Source organism: Candidatus Methanoperedens sp. (genome assembly GCA_012026795.1).
Taxonomy (GTDB): domain Archaea; phylum Halobacteriota; class Methanosarcinia; order Methanosarcinales; family Methanoperedenaceae; genus Methanoperedens.
The window spans coordinates 62,650-81,460 of record VEPM01000013.1 but is presented as its reverse complement, the minus strand read 5'-3'; the positions used below and the strand labels follow the sequence as shown (position 1 = coordinate 81,460).

The 18,811-nt window shown below is 41.3% G+C and carries 16 protein-coding genes; 10 read left to right on the top strand and 6 right to left on the bottom strand.

Annotated elements, in window-relative coordinates; all coding sequences use genetic code 11:
- Positions 1 to 259: 259 nt before the first annotated feature.
- Together FIB07_07670 and FIB07_07665 are read right to left on the bottom strand one after the other, a co-directional pair.
- Positions 260 to 1,078: a molybdopterin synthase gene (locus FIB07_07670; GenBank protein NJD52730.1), complete on the bottom strand. Its 819-nt coding sequence runs from the start codon at positions 1,076 to 1,078 to the stop codon at positions 260 to 262.
- A gap of 10 nt (positions 1,079 to 1,088) precedes the next feature.
- On the bottom strand, positions 1,089 to 2,783 hold the full coding sequence (locus FIB07_07665; GenBank protein NJD52729.1) for an arginine--tRNA ligase: 1,695 nt from the start codon (positions 2,781 to 2,783) through the stop codon (positions 1,089 to 1,091).
- A gap of 233 nt (positions 2,784 to 3,016) precedes the next feature.
- Between FIB07_07665 and FIB07_07660 the strand changes: the two genes are divergently transcribed.
- From FIB07_07660 to FIB07_07635, 6 genes are all read left to right on the top strand, one after another.
- Positions 3,017 to 3,280, top strand: coding sequence for a glutaredoxin family protein (locus FIB07_07660; GenBank protein NJD52728.1), 264 nt, complete (start codon positions 3,017 to 3,019; stop codon positions 3,278 to 3,280).
- 112 nt (positions 3,281 to 3,392) lie between these two features.
- Positions 3,393 to 5,753 carry an anaerobic ribonucleoside-triphosphate reductase gene (gene nrdD / locus FIB07_07655; protein NJD52727.1) on the top strand — a complete coding sequence of 787 codons (2,361 nt, stop codon included), beginning with the start codon at positions 3,393 to 3,395 and terminating at the stop codon, positions 5,751 to 5,753.
- Positions 5,750 to 6,007 (top strand): hypothetical protein, encoded by a 258-nt coding sequence (locus FIB07_07650; protein ID NJD52726.1) that lies wholly within the window; start codon positions 5,750 to 5,752, stop codon positions 6,005 to 6,007. The genes nrdD and FIB07_07650 overlap by 4 nt, the downstream gene beginning before the upstream one ends.
- 64 nt (positions 6,008 to 6,071) lie before the next feature.
- Entirely contained in the window at positions 6,072 to 8,192 is a 2,121-nt protein-coding gene (locus FIB07_07645) for a DUF87 domain-containing protein (GenBank protein NJD52725.1), read from the top strand.
- Positions 8,193 to 8,205: 13 nt separating this feature from the next.
- Positions 8,206 to 9,582 carry a DNA double-strand break repair nuclease NurA gene (locus FIB07_07640; GenBank protein ID NJD52724.1) on the top strand — a complete coding sequence of 459 codons (1,377 nt, stop codon included), beginning with the start codon at positions 8,206 to 8,208 and terminating at the stop codon, positions 9,580 to 9,582.
- Positions 9,579 to 10,697 carry a site-specific DNA-methyltransferase gene (locus FIB07_07635; protein ID NJD52723.1) on the top strand — a complete coding sequence of 373 codons (1,119 nt, stop codon included), beginning with the start codon at positions 9,579 to 9,581 and terminating at the stop codon, positions 10,695 to 10,697. The genes FIB07_07640 and FIB07_07635 overlap by 4 nt, the downstream gene beginning before the upstream one ends.
- 109 nt (positions 10,698 to 10,806) lie before the next feature.
- Here FIB07_07635 and FIB07_07630 read toward each other — a convergent pair whose 3' ends face one another.
- Together FIB07_07630 and FIB07_07625 are read right to left on the bottom strand one after the other, a co-directional pair.
- Positions 10,807 to 11,298, bottom strand: a complete 492-nt coding sequence (locus FIB07_07630) for a nucleoside 2-deoxyribosyltransferase (GenBank protein NJD52722.1) — start codon at positions 11,296 to 11,298, stop codon at positions 10,807 to 10,809.
- Entirely contained in the window at positions 11,295 to 12,476 is a 1,182-nt protein-coding gene (locus FIB07_07625) for an HD domain-containing protein (GenBank protein NJD52721.1), read from the bottom strand. Before FIB07_07625 ends, FIB07_07630 begins: the two co-directional genes overlap by 4 nt.
- A gap of 621 nt (positions 12,477 to 13,097) precedes the next feature.
- Between FIB07_07625 and FIB07_07620 the strand changes: the two genes are divergently transcribed.
- The 4 genes from FIB07_07620 (at position 13,098) to FIB07_07605 (ending at position 16,107) form a co-directional block, all read left to right on the top strand.
- Complete coding sequence (locus FIB07_07620) at positions 13,098 to 14,558, top strand: site-specific DNA-methyltransferase (protein ID NJD52720.1); 1,461 nt, start codon at positions 13,098 to 13,100, stop codon at positions 14,556 to 14,558.
- Complete coding sequence (locus tag FIB07_07615) at positions 14,558 to 15,514, top strand: restriction endonuclease (GenBank protein NJD52719.1); 957 nt, start codon at positions 14,558 to 14,560, stop codon at positions 15,512 to 15,514. The genes FIB07_07620 and FIB07_07615 overlap by 1 nt, the downstream gene beginning before the upstream one ends.
- A gap of 196 nt (positions 15,515 to 15,710) precedes the next feature.
- Positions 15,711 to 15,923 (top strand): type II toxin-antitoxin system HicB family antitoxin, encoded by a 213-nt coding sequence (locus tag FIB07_07610; GenBank protein NJD52718.1) that lies wholly within the window; start codon positions 15,711 to 15,713, stop codon positions 15,921 to 15,923.
- Positions 15,916 to 16,107 carry an addiction module toxin, HicA family gene (locus tag FIB07_07605; protein ID NJD52717.1) on the top strand — a complete coding sequence of 64 codons (192 nt, stop codon included), beginning with the start codon at positions 15,916 to 15,918 and terminating at the stop codon, positions 16,105 to 16,107. The genes FIB07_07610 and FIB07_07605 overlap by 8 nt, the downstream gene beginning before the upstream one ends.
- A gap of 799 nt (positions 16,108 to 16,906) precedes the next feature.
- On the opposite strand, the gene FIB07_07600 is transcribed toward FIB07_07605, so the two are convergent.
- The gene (locus FIB07_07600) at positions 16,907 to 17,809 is read right to left on the bottom strand and encodes an NAD-dependent epimerase/dehydratase family protein (GenBank protein NJD52716.1); all 903 of its coding nucleotides are present in this window, start codon (positions 17,807 to 17,809) and stop codon (positions 16,907 to 16,909) included.
- 49 nt (positions 17,810 to 17,858) lie between these two features.
- The gene (locus FIB07_07595; protein ID NJD52715.1) at positions 17,859 to 18,740 is read right to left on the bottom strand and encodes an ABC transporter ATP-binding protein; all 882 of its coding nucleotides are present in this window, start codon (positions 18,738 to 18,740) and stop codon (positions 17,859 to 17,861) included.
- Positions 18,741 to 18,811: the final 71 nt, after the last annotated feature.

Below are 18,811 nucleotides of genomic sequence, written 5' to 3'. Positions count from 1 at the left end.
CGGTGAATCCCGATCCTGCACATATTTTTTTAATGGTTTGGTATGGAAAGCGGTTTTTTGACATAAACACACCATGTAAAAAAGGAGTATTGCTCAAATCGCAACATACCTGCTCTCAATCCCACACTCTTAAATCCTTCAGGATATGGTCAAGATATAGATATCGACTTGATATGACACCTAAAGAGGTGGGGTCAGATTCAAGAGGCACATCCACTAAAACAAGGATTGAAACATGAAATAATAACTGATCAGAGCATCATTTATAATCATGCACCCACCAATCCCCTTTAACAGTATGTTCTTTCTTCCATATAGGAACCTCAACTTTCAGGCGTTCTATTGCTTCCCTCAATACCGGGAATAGCTCTTCCCTGTGACTGGCTGCAACAGCAATATAAACAATGTCCTCACCCGCTGGGATTATTCCTGTTTTGTGATGCATCAGCACATCGACTATACCCTCTTTTTCCATAAGCTGCCTGCATATTTCATCCATCTTTTTCCGGGCAAGTTCTCCGTATGCTTCAAATTCCAAAAATTCGGTGCTTGTTTTATCTGTAACTGCCCGGACAATTCCGGTAAACGTCCCGATAGCGCCTGCTTTTTCAATTGATTTTGAACTCTTTAGCTTTCGAAGCAAAGAATCAAGCGTGTGAAATTCGGGTTGCTTCATTATGATATTTACCAATTCATCGATATCTACATTTTCAAAAGTATCCAGCCGTTTGATAATTTCAGTGGCCTCAACATCACCAAGCGCGATCTTAGGCAGTTTGCTATCCTTGAACCCCTCAACCACTGCAAAATCCACTCCTGCATTTGCAAGTTCATCCAGTGCAGTTGCCAGATCATTGCTGCGCGAGAATTTCACGATCTCATTCGGAGTAACTGCGATTACAACATCAGCGCCAGCCTGTGCATGTTTCCAGGTATCGGTATCTGGAGCATTAATATCATGTTCATGGAGATGTTTTATCGTCCCAACTGATCCATGCTTTTTCAAAACTTTGACAAGCTGTCCTACCAACGTGGTTTTTCCTGTTTTTTTATAACCTACAACCGATATTATTTTCATGGATATATTATTACATTGATTCAGGCGCAAATATACCCAGTGTATCAAGTGCATTTGCAAGAACGATGCGGGAACATTCAACAAGCGCAAGGCGTGCTGACCTGAATTCAGGCTCGGCGGATAGAACTGGCACATATCTGTAGAACTGGTTGAAAGAATCTGCAAGTTCTCTTGCATATATGGCAAGAAGGTTTGGTTTTAATTCCCGTGACGCATTGTCAATCACATTTTCAAATCCGGACAGTTTTTTGATCAGCATTATTTCCTGTTCTTCAAGAAGGGTATCGGGATCGAAATTCTCAAATGAAATTCCCTCATCACGGGCATTCTTTATTATGCTGCATGCTCTTGCATGGGCATATTGAATGAATGGAGCGCCCTGTTTTTCAAAGTCCACAGCTTCTTTCCAATCAAACACTGTGGCCTTCTCAGGGGATATCCTGACAATATCGTACCGCACAGCGCCGATGCTCACAAAAGATGCTACTTTTTTCTTGAAATCCAGATCTTTGTCAGGAAGCTTTTTATCAACGACTTCAAAAGCTGCTTTCTCAACTTCATCAATGAGTTCATCAGCAGAAATGAAAACACCGCGCCGGGTGCTCATGGAACCTTCGGGCAGCGACACGAACTCAAAAATAACGATCTCAGGTTCTTTATGACCCAGTATCCTGAGTACTGCTTTTAGTTGCGATGAGATAAGTTTATGATCAGCCCCAAGAATATCGATCATCCTGTCGCATTGCGTTGCCTTCCATTCATGGTATGAAAGGTCGCGGGTAGTATAAAGAGAAGTCCCGTCCGAGCGTTGGACTACAAGCGATTTCTGGATGCCCATATCTTTCAGGTCAACCATGAACGCGCCGTCCTTTAGTGCTGTGCGGTCAAGTGCCTTGACTTTATCCATTATCATGTTCACTTCTCCGGAGCGAACGAATTGTGATTCCCAGATGAATTTATCATGACGGATATTCATGCGTGTCAGGGATTCTTTTATCCCTTCCATGCAAGTATCGATGGCATTTTTGAATTTTGCTTCTATACCGGGGTCGCCTGTCTCGTATTTTTTCATTATGGCATCCACTTCCGGCGAATGTTCCTTTTCATCAACGAGGGTCTTGTTGGCATTAATATAAACTTCGGCGATCGCATGGTCTTTCTTTTTTGTTGTATCGAACTGGAAATTCTCAAGTCCCCAGACAACCACAGCGATCTGCCGCCCCATATCGTTAATATAATACTGCGTCTCCACATCATATCCGGCGCGTTTAAGGATACGGGCAAGGGTATCGCCAATTACGGAATTCCTGATGTGACCGATATGCAGCGGGCCGTCAGGATTTGCCGAAGTATGTTCCAGGATAACTCTTCCCTTATTGTTAAGATTCCCGAAATTCTCCCTGTCATGGAGCACGCGAAGAATGGTTTCGTTCAGGAAAGTGCGGCTTATGAAAAAGTTGATATAAGGCCCTGTCATTTCGGCACGGGCAACATAAGAATCTGCCTGTATTGAGATATTTTTGTAGATTTTCTCGCTGATTTCTTTAGGGCTTTTCTTATATTTCGGCGCCAGCCTGAATCCCACAGAAGATGCAAGGTCTGCATGAGGCGATTCAATCAGAGCAAGGTCTTGCGCTTCGAATCCTGCTTTTTCAACAGCGCTGGATAATATTGATGAAACTTCATCTTTGAATTTAAGGAACATAAAATCGAGGGTTACACACAAGCAAAGTACATAATTATTGGGGATGGGATAAACCGGATTATAAATCATATTGTTATCTTATTTGATATATAACATGGTAACAAATGTGATTCGAAAACAACCAGATTGGATAAAGTATATGGTAACAAACAGCTACAATTAGTATCCAGACATAGTTTAAAAAACCGTTATAAACTATGAAATTAATGGGTTGATTAAAAGGAGATATAAGCGTGCAGGGCGTCATAATATATTCAACAAAAAACTGTCCGAATTGCAAGGTATTGAAGCAATTCCTGGAGAACACAAAAGTACAATTCACAGAGGTAGATATGGCTACCCCGGCGGCATTAACAGAACTGAGGATGAACGGCGTATTTACAATGGCTGCGCCGGTGCTGCAAATAGGCGATAAATTCCATACATATAATGAGTTATTCACGCAAGACAGGATTAACCAGGGCAATGTTGAATCCCTGATTAAAGACGTCGCATAGGGTGAAAGGAACCAAGGGTACAGGTTCCCCTGAACTCTAACAAACTGCATGACTCAAAAAATGAGGTGAAGATAAGATGGGCAAATATATAGAAGTACAGATAACGGATCTTATGGAAGAACATAAGGAAGAGCTGTATAACGCTTTTGCTGCAAGAAAGGAGCAACAAAAGGCAAATCCGGAACCAATAAAACAAAAACCAAGAGAAGTCCAGACTATCCAGAAAACACTCGGAGGCTCTCTTGTTTCAATTATCCCGAAGGTCAGGACAACGGATGGCCACCTTATGGATTGGGACAGGGATACTATCGTAAAACAGCTTCTCAAAGAAACAAAGCTTTGCGAGCAGTTCTATGGAACTGCCGGGATCAACGAGGAAGAAGCAAAAGGAATAGCCAAAGAAACCGAGAAAAGGATAAAGGACATGAACGTGAAGTTCCTTTCAGGTCCTCTTGTCCGGGAACTGGTCAATATTATACTGCTTGAGCATGGCCATACCGAATGGAGAAACATTTCAACAAGAGTGGGGACGCCTGTTTTTGACGCCTACCGCATAGATATGGGTTCTGGTTTTGAGGCCCGCGACAATGCAAACCTGCAGGAGAACGCAGAGACAAGCCACAAGAAAAAAGCGGATAAGATGAGCAAGGAACAGTACCTCCTCATGATACCTCCAAAACTTGCTGACTCGCACCTTAATGGCGATATACATATTCATGACCTGGAATATTTCGGGACACGCGCGTTTTGCCAGGACTGGGACTTGCGGTATTTCTTCTACTACGGCCTCATGCCAGATGGAAGCGGGACAAAAGCAAGTGTTGCAGGACCTGCAAAGAAAGCAGAGGTGGCAATCCTTCACGCAGTAAAAGCACTTGGCAGCGCCCAGACAAATTTCGCGGGCGGGCAGGGTTTCTATAATTTCCTCACATTTATGGCGCCTTATTTTGAAGGCATGAGCTATGACCAGGTCGAGCAGCTCACACAGATGTTCGTTTATGAAATGACCCAGATGATGGTGGCCCGCGGGGGACAGCTGGTTTTCTCCTCTGTCCAGCTCTCCCCAGGTGTCCCGAAACTCTGGCGTGATAAACCTGTAGTTTATAAAGGAAGGGTCTGGGACGGCATACAGGCTCCAAAGCGCACGTACGGTGAGTTCGAGCGCGAGGTCAGGCTGGGCTTTGAAGCCATGATGAACGTAATGCTAAAAGGCGATTACTGGGGAAAACCTTTCAATTTCCCCAAGCCTGAGATAAGCCTTGAGCCTGATTTCATGACCGAGGATGAAGAGTTTAACCGCACACACCCCGAACTTTTGAGCTACCATGAACTTTACACCAAAGCATTTGAGCTTGCTGCACGCTACGGAACTCCTTATTTTGATAACCAGCTCCCCGAATACAGGGGCGCAGGAAAAGGCATTAGCTGCTACCAGTGCTGTGCCTATAATTTCTCATCTTCGCACGATAAGGATACGGAGTTTGAAGACAAGTTGTATTTCCGTGAGGGAAAGCATTTCTCGATGGGGGCATGGCAGGTTGTGTCACTGAACTGCCCGCGTGCGGCCTATAAGGCCAAAAAAGACGACGATTCACTCTTCCGGGAATTGAAGAACATGATGGACCAGTGCATGGATCTCTTCAGGGTGAAGAGCAGGTGGATGAATATTGTGATCGAAAATGGAAGGATGCCTTTTGTGACCCAGAGGCCAAAGGACCCGTTCACAATGACCCACGGGCAGATCGCTGTTGATACAAAAGGGCTTGTCTATACTATAGGTGTGGTTGGAATAAACGAAATGGTCCAGCACCATACCGGAAAGCAGATACATGAAAGTGATGAAGCACGCCGTCTTGCGATCCGCGCCATGTTCGAGATGAAGTTCTATGCCAAGGAGCTCTCAGAGAAGTACGGCATGGAGATAGCGCTTGCAAGAACTCCGGCCGAAACTACAGCCCAGAGGTTTGCGGTATCTGATATTCTGCATAAGGAATACAGGAAATGCGCCGAGCCGATTATAAAAGGCAACATTCCGGAAGCATTGAGGCACATCTCGGAAACAAGAGATCTTCCGATCTATTACACAAATGGCACGCATATACCGCCCAATGCAGATGTGTCTCTCCCGGCGCGCATCAAGCTTGAGGAGACCTTTTTCCCGATAGTGGATGGAGGCAATATCCTTGATATCTGGCTTGGCGAAGCCGCGCCGGACCCGCACGGCCTCAAGGAATTTGCGATGAACATTGCGAAGAACACACAGGTCGGTTATTTTGCTTTCACGAAGGACATGACGGTTTGTATGGATGATTTCCATGTGGCTTCAGGACTGCTGGATGAATGCCCCAACTGCGAGAGCAATAATGTGGAGCATCTTTCGCGTGTGACCGGGTATATCCAGGCTGTGAGCGGATGGAATGAAGGAAAGAAACAGGAGCTTCTGGACAGGAAGAGGTATGGGGTGGGAGCGTGAGTAACATGGGAGGGGAACTAATTTTTCGAGGTAAGCCAATAAATAATAATCTTCGTCCCTGGTTGTATAAAGCCTCAAAAGAAGAGAGGATGGAAATGGCAAGGCAGATAGCCTCAACAGTTGAAACGACTGATGAGGAACTGTCTTATTTTGATACAGCGAACCTTGAGGATATGCCAAAAGAGGAAAGGACGTGGCTCGCGAAGAAGATCGTGTCGTCGATTCCGCACCGCAGGGGATATACGGGGTGTTAGGGGCTGGAGTGGGGGTTATGCACGGACTAAAAATTAATTTTGATAAACGGGAAAACATATGACAATGACAATAGAAAAAGGCATAACCAAAGACCTTGAAACCATACAAAAAAAGGACGCACAAAAATGGTTTCAACAGCTTGTTCAAAAGAGCGAGTACGTTGGAGAACTTTTCTCCATAAACTATGAAAATGCCAAAATCCAAATACATGACACTGAGAGACAAAAGGTCGGAGGAATACCGAGTTTGAGTTTTCTTATTGCCACACGCATTGACCCGGATAAAGCAGAGATTGACTTCAAAGAGGAAGATGCTTCATTTATTCTACTTCGAGTCATGGATGCAGCACAATTACCAAATAGTTCAGAAGCAGAAAGAATCAGAGTTGAGACCGCCCAGCGAGTTAGTGGAGATACTGACAGGCATTGGGACGGAGACGGAATAATGGACACGAAAACACGGGTCTATTTAGGTTATGCTGGTGTTCAATGTAGAATCATTGGAACATTTTATCTGGATACACCAACCGAAGAACAAAATAAAAATAGTCGGCTGCAGTTAAAATTTGGCAGCGACCTCTCCAACTTTTATCCGAATAGAGGACTAAAAGTTTACAAGCCAAATGGCAAAGCACTGGGACTAATAGTAAATTATACAGACCCGAATAACAGACAGGAACATATCGAAAAATATGGAAAAACCAAAAATGTGAGACTTGGGTTCATCAGATATGCATCAACCAACAGGAAATTCCAAGAGATAGATGATGTTCCTGTGCACATCTACCCTGCAGATCTGCTCTCTCAAAAATCTGCCTTATTCGGCATGACAAGGACTGGTAAATCGAATACTACTAAAATCATTGCAAAATCGGTTTATGAATTGCGCTATCCTGAATCAGGGGACAAGGAATTAAGAATCGGTCAAATCATATTCGATCCTAATGGAGAATATGCAAATGAAAATGCACAGGACAAAGATTGTAAAAATAATCCAAATGCATTGAAAAACATTTGGGAAATACAGAAAGGCGCCAATAAAGCAAATGAAGTCGTTACCTATGGTATAACCAAACATCCAAGTGATCCAGACCGTATTTTAATGCTCCTTAATTTCTATACTGATGAAAATCTTCAGATTGGTAAAGAAATCATTGACAGTATTCTTGCAGATAATGACTACACTTATATGAAGAACTTCCGGCAAGTTGCATTTGAAGCACCTGATCCGGAAGATCGCAGTGAATTGACAAGATATAACAGAAGGGTATTGGCATACAGAGCAGTGTTGGCAAGGGCTGGCTTTACCGTTCCAAGCGGTTTGCGTGCAAGCACGGCAAAACTATTCAATGCAAAATTGATAGAAGCAATGCATAATAGCCAGAGCAAGAATGCGTCTAAATACATATCAGCAGCAAACGTTTTCTCAAACCCAAACCCAACTTGGGCACAGCTTGGGATTGCCTTTGAAGCATTGGAAAATTTCATACGAGAAAATAATAGTGGTTATAAGGCATTTGAAGATGAATATGTAAGTGATCAGAAACATTCAGGCAATTGGGCAGATGATGATTTTAAGAAAATTATCGGAATATTCCAGTACCCTAATGGAACAAGAATAATTGGAAAGGCAACAGGTCAACACAGTGCAGATACAGGAAAAGATTATGCAGAGGAAATTTACATCCAATTGGTTGCAGGTAAACTTGTTATTATTGACCAATCCAGCGGCGAGCCAGAATTGAACAAGTCATCTGCAAACAGAATAATAAAAAAAATTTTCAGAGAAAATCAAAGTAAGTTTATTCAGGGAGTAGCTAACATCCCTGAAATTCTAGTTTACATTGAAGAAGCACACAATATTCTTCCTGCAGGAAATGACTTGGATTTAACTGACATTTGGGTCAGAACAGCCAAAGAAGGAGCAAAATACAGAATTGGGATGGTTTATGCCACCCAAGAGGTTAGTAGTATTCAAAAAAATATCTTGCGGAATACTGCAAACTGGTTTATTTCTCATTTAAATAATACGGACGAGACTAAAGAACTCTGCAAGTATTACGATTTTGCCGATTTCGAACCATCAATAAGGCGTGCACAAGACAAAGGATTTTTACGAGTGAAGACATTGAGCAATCCATTTGTCATTCCGGTACAAGTGGATAAGTTCAGTGTAACCACCTAATTCGAGTAATGTTATGGGATTTGAAAACGAATTTGCCAGTTATGAACCGCTCCGCAGAATACTGGACAGCCCCAAAGTCCGATTACTACAGGATAGATTGCGAGTAAGGAAAAGAGGCGAAAATGAAAATGGAAATGAAGAATTTGAAAATAGCATCATCAATAAGGCAGATCTGACGAGCGATTTCATTCCTGATTATGTTATTGCCATTGATGGAAGTTACCAGTCAGTAAAAGTAGAAAACGGATTTCCCGGTGCAGAATTTGGCTACATCACTATTTCTGCTGTTCTGATAATTGAAAAATCGGTCCGGGAATTCGCCAAGCAAAAATTTATTGATCCCAAGAAGTTCAGGGAAACCGAGAAGGCATCTAGCATTGAAACATTAATTCACGGCTGTAATGTCATCTTTAAAGGTGAGAAATCAGCCAAAGCATCGATGCGTAGGGCGTTGTTTGAGGAACTTCAAAATACAAGAGTGTTTGAAGAAGGCGAAACTTTACTAGAAACCTATGAACACCTATTTCGAATCAAGCTCGAAAAAGATAGAGAACTTGGCAAACCAAGAAGCCCTATTGATGGAGTTGACAAGGAAATGAGCTATGATTTTGGACAGTACACCTGCCCTCATAGTGGAGAACCATTGTACTCAACAGACGCAATGCGCTTACATGAACTAATGAATCCGAGTGGCACAAATAACGAAATGTACGGCCAGATAATGCAGATGTTTGAGAAGCTCTTGCTTATCCACATCTTGAGGTCATTTGAAAAAAAGAATTGGCTACCACTATTGGACAGAGTTGCCTTTGTACTTGATGGCCCATTAGCTTGTTTTAGTACTTGGTCTTGGATTAACAAATCTATCATTACAGAACTTGCTCGAATAAATAAACTTCAAAAGAAACAAACGGAAAAAGAACTTTTCATATTCGGCATTGAAAAATCAGGCACTTTCTACAATCACTTTGAGGAAGTTGATACCAAAGCAGATGGCACAACTGATCGTTTTTTGAACCAGTCAGCGTTTCTGCTTTCAGATGGTTACATCAAAAGGAATATCATATTTTCTGAAAGCGATAAGCCCTATGGTCAAGACACCTATTTCGGCAGGAAACTATTTTATAAGACAAGGACAGGATATAGAATTGTCCCTGTGCTTGCCTTTTTCAACGACCATCAGCAGAATTTGGAAACAGCAAGAACAGATCAGTATCCAAGATTGGCTGATTTAATGAATGTGCTTGATGAATTGGTTTCCAGCCGCTATCCCAACTCTGTTTCACCGTTGGTCTCCGCACATGCAGAAGCAGCTATTCCATTGAATCTTGGCAAACGAATCTTTGATGATATTGCAAGAGAAATCCGAAACAAATCATTACAGCCATGATAAACGTTGAGGACATATTAAAAGGATTTAAAACCCCTGAATCTCGCTGGGCAAGGTTCGGCCCTTATTATGCTATGTTCCCTCTTGACTTTGCCTTTGAAGTGGTTGAGCAATACTCAAAAGAAGGGGACTATATCATTGATCCGTTCGCGGGTAGATGTTCCAGCATTTATGCCGGTGGCGTTTTGGGTCGCCACAGCTTAGGAATTGAAATCAATCCTGTCGGTTGGCTCTACGGAACTGTCAAACTCAAGCCTGCTGATAAAGCAGAAGTATCCGACCGCTTATTAGAAATATATTCCAAAAGAAACTACTACAATCGAATAATTGAGAGAATGCCTTTATTCTATCGAATGTGTTATTGCGATGAGGTTTTAAAATTCCTTTTATCAGCACGGAAGAATTTGAACTGGAAAAGGAACAGAATCGACGCAACGCTAATGTCAATATTGTTGGTTTATTTGCACGGCAAATTAGGTGAAGGATTATCTAATCAAATGAAAATGACAAAAGCAATGGGCATCAATTACTCGGTTAATTGGTGGAAAAAACACAAGCTGACAGAACCACCAGAAATCAACCCTGTTGACTTTGTCATAAAGAAACTAGATTGGCGATACGAAAAAGGAATACCAACTGTATTCGATAGTCAAGTAGTTTTCGGAGATAGCACTACTGAATTAGACAGAATTGTACAGAAAGCACAGGAGGCAGACATTCGTTTTTCATTACTATTCACTTCTCCACCCTACTGCTCTGTGACTAATTACTATGCTGACCAGTGGTTACGATTGTGGTTGCTCGGTGGACCAGATGTTCCGAAATCGAATCAAAAGAAACATAAAGGGCGTTTTGTTTCCAAAGAGAACTATTACAATCTCCTTGACACTGTTTTTCGTAATTGTGCTGCTCTAATGGACGAGAACAGTACAATCTACGTTCGGACAGACAGACGCGAATTTACTTTCAACTCAACACTTGAAATCTTGCAGTTACACTTCCCGAAACACAAGACAGAAATCACTGATAGACCCTTTAGGAAGAAAACTCAAACGGAAATACATGGGAATACTTCAAAGGAAACAGGTGAGATTGACATTATATTGACATGTTGACAATGTAGGCGCTAACATCGGCTAGCAGCACAATCCAGCGCACAAACCGCTGGCATCCCTTGCAGGCAGCGAGTCCGTGCTGCGTTGACATGTACCGATTCATCATAGTTTATGATAATATGCCCTCTATACACTGATTTTGACGATTGGGAATTAAAGAACCATCTTTAATAAAAGATTTCAGGAGGGATTCTAATTCAGGAAAAGATTTCGCAATTCGTCCTTTAAGTGCCCCTATAATTAATGGATTATCCATATCATCCATAAGAGAACGAGAATCAGTCTTCAATCCAAAACATTCTTTGTCATAAGCATATGCAAGGCCAATTTCTACACATGCTCCTTCATCAGGTACTCTCCCATCCATTACAAAAACAATAATATCACACTCTTTGATTTTCTCTACATCCTTCTGAAATATCATTTGTATTGCATCATCTTTTTCAATTCCTTTTTCTACCAATTCAGATAATAAATGACCGTCTTCTTGAGGTAAGAATGTATTAAACCCAAGATTCTTCAAAAACCTATTCATTCCTCGGTTGAATTCCAATTCAGATTCTGAAAATAATGGCCCAGCTATGTAAACTGTTTTTTTCATGTATATCGCCTCTTAACCCTGTCTGGAATAGTAATTTTATTGAAGACAAATTCAAAATATCTATCTGTCATACCAGCTATATAATCCCTTACTATCTCAGGTGGTGTTGCATTCTTTTTATATTCGGATGATATCCAATCTAAATCTTTCATATCTGGATAGATTAAAGATTCTTTATTTTCCTTTTCCAAATCATCCAAAAAATGTTCAAAAAGGGTGGTATACATATATTTTATTTTTTCACTTTCTTTCATAAGCTTGGGGCTACTATAAATATGTTTCATATTATATTTATAGAAATCTTTAATGCACGATGAAACATCATCCGAAAATGATATTGCATCTTTATCATAACTGTTGTTTATTACATCCTTAATCAATACATCCAATACTAACCAATTGATTTCTTTCCAATTTTTTATACCAAATAATTCAATGCAATTTTTCGGAAAACCATTTAAATCTTCAGGAATAAGATTTACCTCGATAGCATCCTGCAAATCACGCCCCAAATAAGCAATAGTATCAGCAATTCTAACAACGCAACCTTCAATTGTTAGTGGGAAGGGATCTTTTTTCGCTTTTATATCCTCAATTTTTGATTGAAAAGAATCCCAACTTACAATTCCAGAAGGTACGAGACTTTTGTTATGAGATTCTCCGTTATGGCAAAGAATTCCATCCAATACTTGAAGAGTAAGATCATAATTTTCTATGACATCAAGAAATTGTATGCTCTGAATATTGTGGAAAAATTTTCCAATTCCTTTCTTCTCACATAGTTCGCTAAGTCTTTTTTCTCCAAAGTGCCCATATGGCACATGTCCAATATCGTGACCCAATGAAATGGCTTCAATTAAATCCTCATTTAGCCTAAGAGCTCTCCCTATTGTTCTTGCTATTTTTGAAACAAGTTGTACATGAAGCACACGATGAGTTATGTGATCATTGTCAACCAAGAAAAAAACTTGTGTCTTATCTATGTATCTTGAATATGCCTTTGAGTGTATTATTCGATCTGCATCTCTATAGAACGGTGGGCGAATAAAAGGCTCTTCCTCTTTTTTTTGCATTTTTCTTAAAAACTGTGAATTTCTCGTTGCGTTTGCTGAGTATAGCAGTTCCTTGGATTGTATTGTAGTTCCCATTTTTTCTAGCAAGTCATCTCTAATTTTCATAGTCTCCTCTTCTATTTTTCAGATAACATCTATTATTTAGAGTAAATAATTCAATGTATTATTTAAACAGTTGGTAAGCGGAGAGAAAGTAATTTTGCTTTAGATTTTTAAGAAATCCAAGAATACAATCTTTCCGAACATATAGAAATTAATAATTAACACCTATAATTTATCTGCCCTCTCACCCCTTCCCCTCATGCGAATCACGGCGCTTTGACAGGAGCGATGGGGGAGGCGCCTCTTTATTTGGATAACAAGGATGCATCGGGTTTGCATAAGTTCCAATACAATAAATCTGCGTTCATCCGCGTTCATCTGCGGTTTTTTATGAAGTGTAACAAATTAGTTTTTGATCTTTGCCTCTTCATTGTTTTATTTTTCAGCGCCCCCGCCCCGCTTTCCCCTTCGCTCGTGCTTCTGCCTGAACCCAGCACCATGAGGGAGAGGAGGGGCAGAGGCCAGGACACGAGAGGCAGCCCTCAAATTGGAAGAAATAGGTATGAATACTTTCATTGCCCATACCAATTATATATATGTCTATAAAAATCATACCGAAATACTCAAGGGAAATAATAAAATATGGCATCCTGTTTATCCCAAAAAAAGAATAAAACTGTTGAAATGAAACTGGTTGATTTCGACAAAAACATACAAGTTCCTTCTGAAAACATTCCAGAAAAACCTGAAATAGTGATCCCTGAACAATTGGAGACGCGGTCCGAAATTGAGAATCTTGATTTCAAACTTTCACAACACTTCAGTACTAAATTTGTAGTGCAGCGATCTTTGACAAGGCAGCTTGTCAGCTTTCAGGCTAACAAAACAATGGCGTCTTATCGCTGGTACAAATATAAAGAAGCATTTTCTGCTCCACTTGTGGAGTATCTACTTAACAGATACGGGATTGTATCCGGTAAAGTCTTAGACCCATTTGCAGGGAGTGGAACGACCCTTTTTGCGGCAGGTGCTGCTGGCATGGATGTTGATGGCATCGAACTTCTCCCTATAGGCCAGCAGATTATTGCCGCCAGACTGTGTTTGGAAAGAGAATTTACATCGGATGATTTTGCTGCGATCAGAAGGTGGTTGAAAACATATCCATGGAAGGAATCACAAGATAGATACCCGCTGCCCAGATTGCGAATTACGGATGGTGCATACTCAGCTGAGACAGCCGGAGCAATCGAGCGATATATGGGTACGATGCAGAATGAGAATAAGTGCGTTCAGATTATCCTGCGTTTTGCCCTGCTGTGCGTTCTGGAATCCATCAGTTTTACTCGTAAAGATGGTCAGTATCTTCGGTGGGATTATCGATCCAAACACAGGAAAGGGGGAAAACCGTTTGATAAAGGTGTGATCTTTGATTTTGACCGGGCAATATGCACAAAGATTGAGGAGATTTTGAATGACCTGAAGCTGGGCAGTGGACATTTGGATGAGCGCAATCATGGCAATATTCATCTTTTTCAGGGTTCATGTCTGGATATAATGCCAGAGCTATCGGATAATTCTTATGATGCGATAGTAACATCTCCCCCTTACTGCAATCGTTACGACTACACCCGGACTTATGCTCTGGAACTGGCATTGCTCGGAGTAGATGAGAAAGAGCTTACCAACCTGAGGCAACAAATGTTAAGCTGTACTGTTGAGAATCGCGCTAAAGACTTACTTATGATAAATCACCAATGGGCTAAAGCCATTGAAGCAGCAGATCATCAAGAATTGCTACAGGCCATATTACGATATTTGGATGATCAAAAGGATCAAGACAAGCTGAACAATAATGGCATCCCCAGGATGGTGCGGGGTTACTTCTATGAGATGGCCTGTGTTATCGCTGAGTGTTCACGCGTAATGAAAAAAAATGCCCTCTTATTTATGGTCAATGATAATGTTCGTTATGCGGGAGCAAGTATTTCAGTTGATATGATACTTTCATCTATAGCTGAACGGCTAGGATTCAATGTTGAAAAAATTCTTGTACTGCCTAATGGCAAAGGTAATAGTAGCCAGCAAATGGGGGAGCATGGGCGTGATGCTTTGCGAAAATGTGTATATGTCTGGAGAAAAGCATAATGCCTGCAGGCAATCCGCACCGCCAGCACTTAACAAGTAACGATGATCTTGTAACGACCTATGAGGAGACACGAGCGGGTTTCGTTGCCCTGGCACTCGAAAGAAACCGCAGGGCAACGCCATTTATTGAGGAAGCGAGATCCCTAAAAGCGGCAGCATCTCAAGCCGCAAACCCGGCTTCATTGATCAATTTTACAGGGATACGGGCAGCTTTGTTGACTGCGGCTGGTGTTTCGGATAAAGCTGCGGGACATATGGAGGAGCAAGATAAAGAGGAAGCAATACAGGAACTGATAGAACATTTCCTTGAACCTGCAGGATTGAATTTTGTAGAAGAACTGGTATTTCGATTCCTTTTGACAAGAGGTGATGCATTGGGAGGATCTATGCGAAACGTGGGAGGGGCAATTGCACAGCGCAAACTTACTCGTGCGATTATTGCTACTCTTTCTGTTGCAGGAATTTCATTTAAATGGCTTTTTTCCAAGAGCAATGTATGGATACAAGGAACAGGAAACGATCCTGATATAGATTTGGATGTAAAGGGACTTAATTGGTCTAACAATGACCATAACCGAACCGTCAGATACAACCTCACAGTACCTTTTCTGAAGAAAAACGTAGACTTGTGCCTATTCAATTGCAGTCATCTGGAACTTTCTACCAGTTATAATAATCCTGCACTTTACGTTGCACTTGGAGAACTTAAAGGTGGTATCGATCCGGCCGGTGCGGATGAGCACTGGAAAACAGCGAGAACATCCCTATCCCGCATACGCGATGCATTTGCGGATCATGGCCTTTCGCCTCATATATTCTTCGTAGGTGCCGCGATCGAAAATAGTATGGCTGAGGAAATCTGGAATCAATTGGAAGATAGAACTCTTGGTAATGCTGCCAATTTGACTGATGCAAATCAGGTCGCCTCTTTGTGCCAATGGTTATGCAACCTGTAGTCAAATCTCATTGCTGTACAAAGGTGAATCATAACAGAAATCCAGCCCCCCTCTAGTTTTGCTGCTTCCCCGCCCCTTACGCGAATCCCGGCACCGCCACAAGGCGATGGATTGGAGGCGCCATTATAACATATATCGAGGTAATTTATACCACATAAGATGATTTATTTATATGAAAAACAAATGTTGGAAGTATATGAGATCATTTCTGGTATCAATTCAGAAAGAGGATAAATTCTTTGTTGCGCGGTGTCCTGAACTCTGTGTGACTTCACAAGGAAAAACTCTGGAAGAAGCACAAACAAACATTAAAGAAGCTATAGAACTTTACATTGAAAGTTTCGGTGAAGACCTGCCACGAGAGATATCAAAACCATTCTGGACCACGGTTGAAGTTGCTCATGCCTAAACTTCCTGTTATTTCAGGAAAAGAGCATATAATGGCTCTGAAAAAGGCAGGATTTGTTGAGATGCGACAGAAGGGCAGTCATATATCGCTTCAAAAGATCACTTCAGAAACAACCTATAAGACTGTTGTTTCTCTGCATAGAGAACTCGCCAAAGGAACAATACAGGAGCGATGGGAGAATTAAATTGCTCCGAAGCAAAAATTACAATCTAACAAACTCTTCTTTTTGTGTCAGGATTATACCAGATTTCATGGCTGCCCTTTGCATATCTGTCAAAAATTTACACTAACAGGAACAGAGGTAGTAATTTTAAAACTCTTTTTTTCTTTAATTTTAAATGGAAGCGAGTCCCCATGTTCTATGTACGACTCAATCAATTTTTTAGCAACATCCTGTGCAGATGCTATAATAAATCATTCATATAGTATAACAATTCCTCAGGGATCCATGCGAATGTCGAGTAGAGCACATAGCCCACTTTTTGTTGAGGTAATAGCCCCAAGGCAATGAGCCCCTCACAGAACCGGACGTGAAGATTTCCCTCATCCGGCAGCCATCTAAAATTGCCGCTCATTCCATAATACTGGTAATGCCCAAGCAACTTTATTCCCGGTAACTTCCATCATTCTTTCAGTTCAATACGATTTCGGAGACTCTTCAACAATAGATTCATATCTTTCATCTTCTATACGAATTTCTTACGTGAGGTCTTCCGCCCAAGCTTGAATTTGCCTTTTCAGGTTTTATCGCAAAGTATAGCTTGTAGAGTCTTGCTGGACTCACTTCACCTTGCTGCGGCGCAGAACTCTCTGCTATATCCCAGGACCGGAGTTGCTTATTAGCGGTGTTGTGATTGCTGCCTTCCGTTACGCGGATAACGTCGGCTTCCAAGTGCATCTGCGTTTATTGAAAATGTAGAAGCCGGACTTGAAAGTTTCAGGAAAATAGTTGAAACGATAGATGGTTAATCAATTTTCCTTGATCAATTCGCAGTATTTTGAATAATTGATCTCCTCAAGCTTTCTTTAAATGGAACCGGTTCAAACCCGAATATCTTATTGAGATCATTCAGTTCGCATACCATGTTATTCTGCAGGGACTCGATCAGCCAGTAAACAACATTGGGATCTACAGGCGAAAGCTTTCCCAGCACCATTGATGATATCCAGTGCCACGATCCGGGGATGCGAATGAACGTTCTTTTCAACCCGAGTTCATCTGCATATTGTTGTATCAATTCTTTATAGGTCAAAACCTGGGAACATCCGATATCAAAACATCTGTTCACTGTCTCTTTTTTTCCAAGGCATTCAACAAGATATTTTATTACGTCGTCAATGAATATCGGCTGCACATGTGTATTTTCCCAGTCAAGAACAGGTATGATGGGAAATTTTGTAACGACTGTATCAAGGATATCAAAAGCAGCGCCGCCGCGCCCGATTATCACAGAAGCCCTGAAAACCGTATAATCAATGCCGCTGCTCCTTATAATGTCTTCAACTTCTTTCCTGCTTTTAAGATGATGGGATAATTTTTCTTTCGGATTTCTCATTCCCGTGAGATGAATTATCCTTTTGACACCATTGAGTTTGCATGCATCTACCATGTTTTCTATTGCAGTCCTGTCAAGAACATCGAATCTTTTCTGTTCGCCTTTCGGCTGGTTTCCCATCATGTGAATGAAATAATACACGGTATCGACACCTTTTGTCGCAGTAACAAGCGAATCGCGGTCAAGGACATCCCCTGTGATATAAGTGATGTTCGGATTATCGGATGATTTTGGTTTCCTGACAAGGCATCTCACTTGCAGGTTTTTAAGGGATAAGGCCTGCAAAACACGACTTCCGATAAAACCCGTTGCTCCTGTAAGTAAGATCATATCAGGACTGTGTGTGCGGTGAAAAGTATTTAATATATCGATAATATTTTCAATTCATCAGCTTAAGGAATATATCTTCAAGTGATGTCTCGACTGTTTTTATATTGATTATTTTCCCGTTGTGCTTTGCCACCCAGCCTGTAATGTTGTTAAATTCATCAATATCGTGCGTTGTTGTGATAAAATTCCCGTTATTTTTCCGGGCTGCAAAATCAAAGTTATCCCTGACATTGAACTCGATTGAATATTCAATTGCCCCGCACATTTTCCTGATCTGGGGCATGGTTCCGATAGAAACCACTTTTCCCCGGTTCATTATCAGGATATGGTCGCATATGCTCTCAACCTGGTACAGGTTATGTGCGCTAAAAATTATGGTTTTTCCCTGTTTTTTTAGCTCTAACACGAAATCAGACAGATATTTGGAAGTTGTAGGATCAAGACCTGAGGTCATCTCATCAAGGATAAGGTATTCGGGATCGTTTATCAAAGCTCTTGCTATTGCCACTTTTCGCTGCATACCCTTTGACATCTCGCCTATCTTTCTATCTCTCGCATCAAGTTTAAGCGCATTTAGCAGTCCCCTGATCCGGGTGAGCGCAGTTTCCTTCCCGATCCCATAAATCTCTGCGAAAAACATGAGGTAATCAATTGCAGTCATTCCCTCATATAATGGGCTTTCCTCAGGCAGGAAACCAAGTTTTTGCTTGATTTCCCGGGAATGTTTCCTGATATCCAGTCCCTGTATTTTTATACTGCCACCACCTGGGATAATCAATCCGCTCAACATTTTAAGAGTTGTGGTCTTTCCTGCGCCGTTTGGCCCGACAATACCGAAAATTTCGCCTTTCATGACCTCAAAATCCAGGGACTCAACAGCAGTAAAACTTCCATATTCTTTCCTGAGCCCTTTTACTTCGATTTCATTCATAATAAATACCTATTTTAAATACTTATTTATCTCATAAACATTATAAGTATTATGATGAAATAAATGAGAAA

Coding starts and splice junctions, on each gene's coding strand:
- FIB07_07670 (NJD52730.1), bottom strand. CDS start 1,078: ATGAAAATAATATCGGTTGTAGGTTATAAAAAAACAGGAAAAACCACG.
- FIB07_07665 (NJD52729.1), bottom strand. CDS start 2,783: ATGTTCCTTAAATTCAAAGATGAAGTTTCATCAATATTATCCAGCGCT.
- nrdD (NJD52727.1), top strand. CDS start 3,393: ATGGAAGAACATAAGGAAGAGCTGTATAACGCTTTTGCTGCAAGAAAG.
- FIB07_07645 (NJD52725.1), top strand. CDS start 6,072: ATGACAATAGAAAAAGGCATAACCAAAGACCTTGAAACCATACAAAAA.
- FIB07_07640 (NJD52724.1), top strand. CDS start 8,206: ATGGGATTTGAAAACGAATTTGCCAGTTATGAACCGCTCCGCAGAATA.
- FIB07_07635 (NJD52723.1), top strand. CDS start 9,579: ATGATAAACGTTGAGGACATATTAAAAGGATTTAAAACCCCTGAATCT.
- FIB07_07630 (NJD52722.1), bottom strand. CDS start 11,298: ATGAAAAAAACAGTTTACATAGCTGGGCCATTATTTTCAGAATCTGAA.
- FIB07_07625 (NJD52721.1), bottom strand. CDS start 12,476: ATGAAAATTAGAGATGACTTGCTAGAAAAAATGGGAACTACAATACAA.
- FIB07_07620 (NJD52720.1), top strand. CDS start 13,098: ATGAAACTGGTTGATTTCGACAAAAACATACAAGTTCCTTCTGAAAAC.
- FIB07_07615 (NJD52719.1), top strand. CDS start 14,558: ATGCCTGCAGGCAATCCGCACCGCCAGCACTTAACAAGTAACGATGAT.
- FIB07_07610 (NJD52718.1), top strand. CDS start 15,711: ATGAGATCATTTCTGGTATCAATTCAGAAAGAGGATAAATTCTTTGTT.
- FIB07_07605 (NJD52717.1), top strand. CDS start 15,916: ATGCCTAAACTTCCTGTTATTTCAGGAAAAGAGCATATAATGGCTCTG.
- FIB07_07600 (NJD52716.1), bottom strand. CDS start 17,809: ATGATCTTACTTACAGGAGCAACGGGTTTTATCGGAAGTCGTGTTTTG.
- FIB07_07595 (NJD52715.1), bottom strand. CDS start 18,740: ATGAATGAAATCGAAGTAAAAGGGCTCAGGAAAGAATATGGAAGTTTT.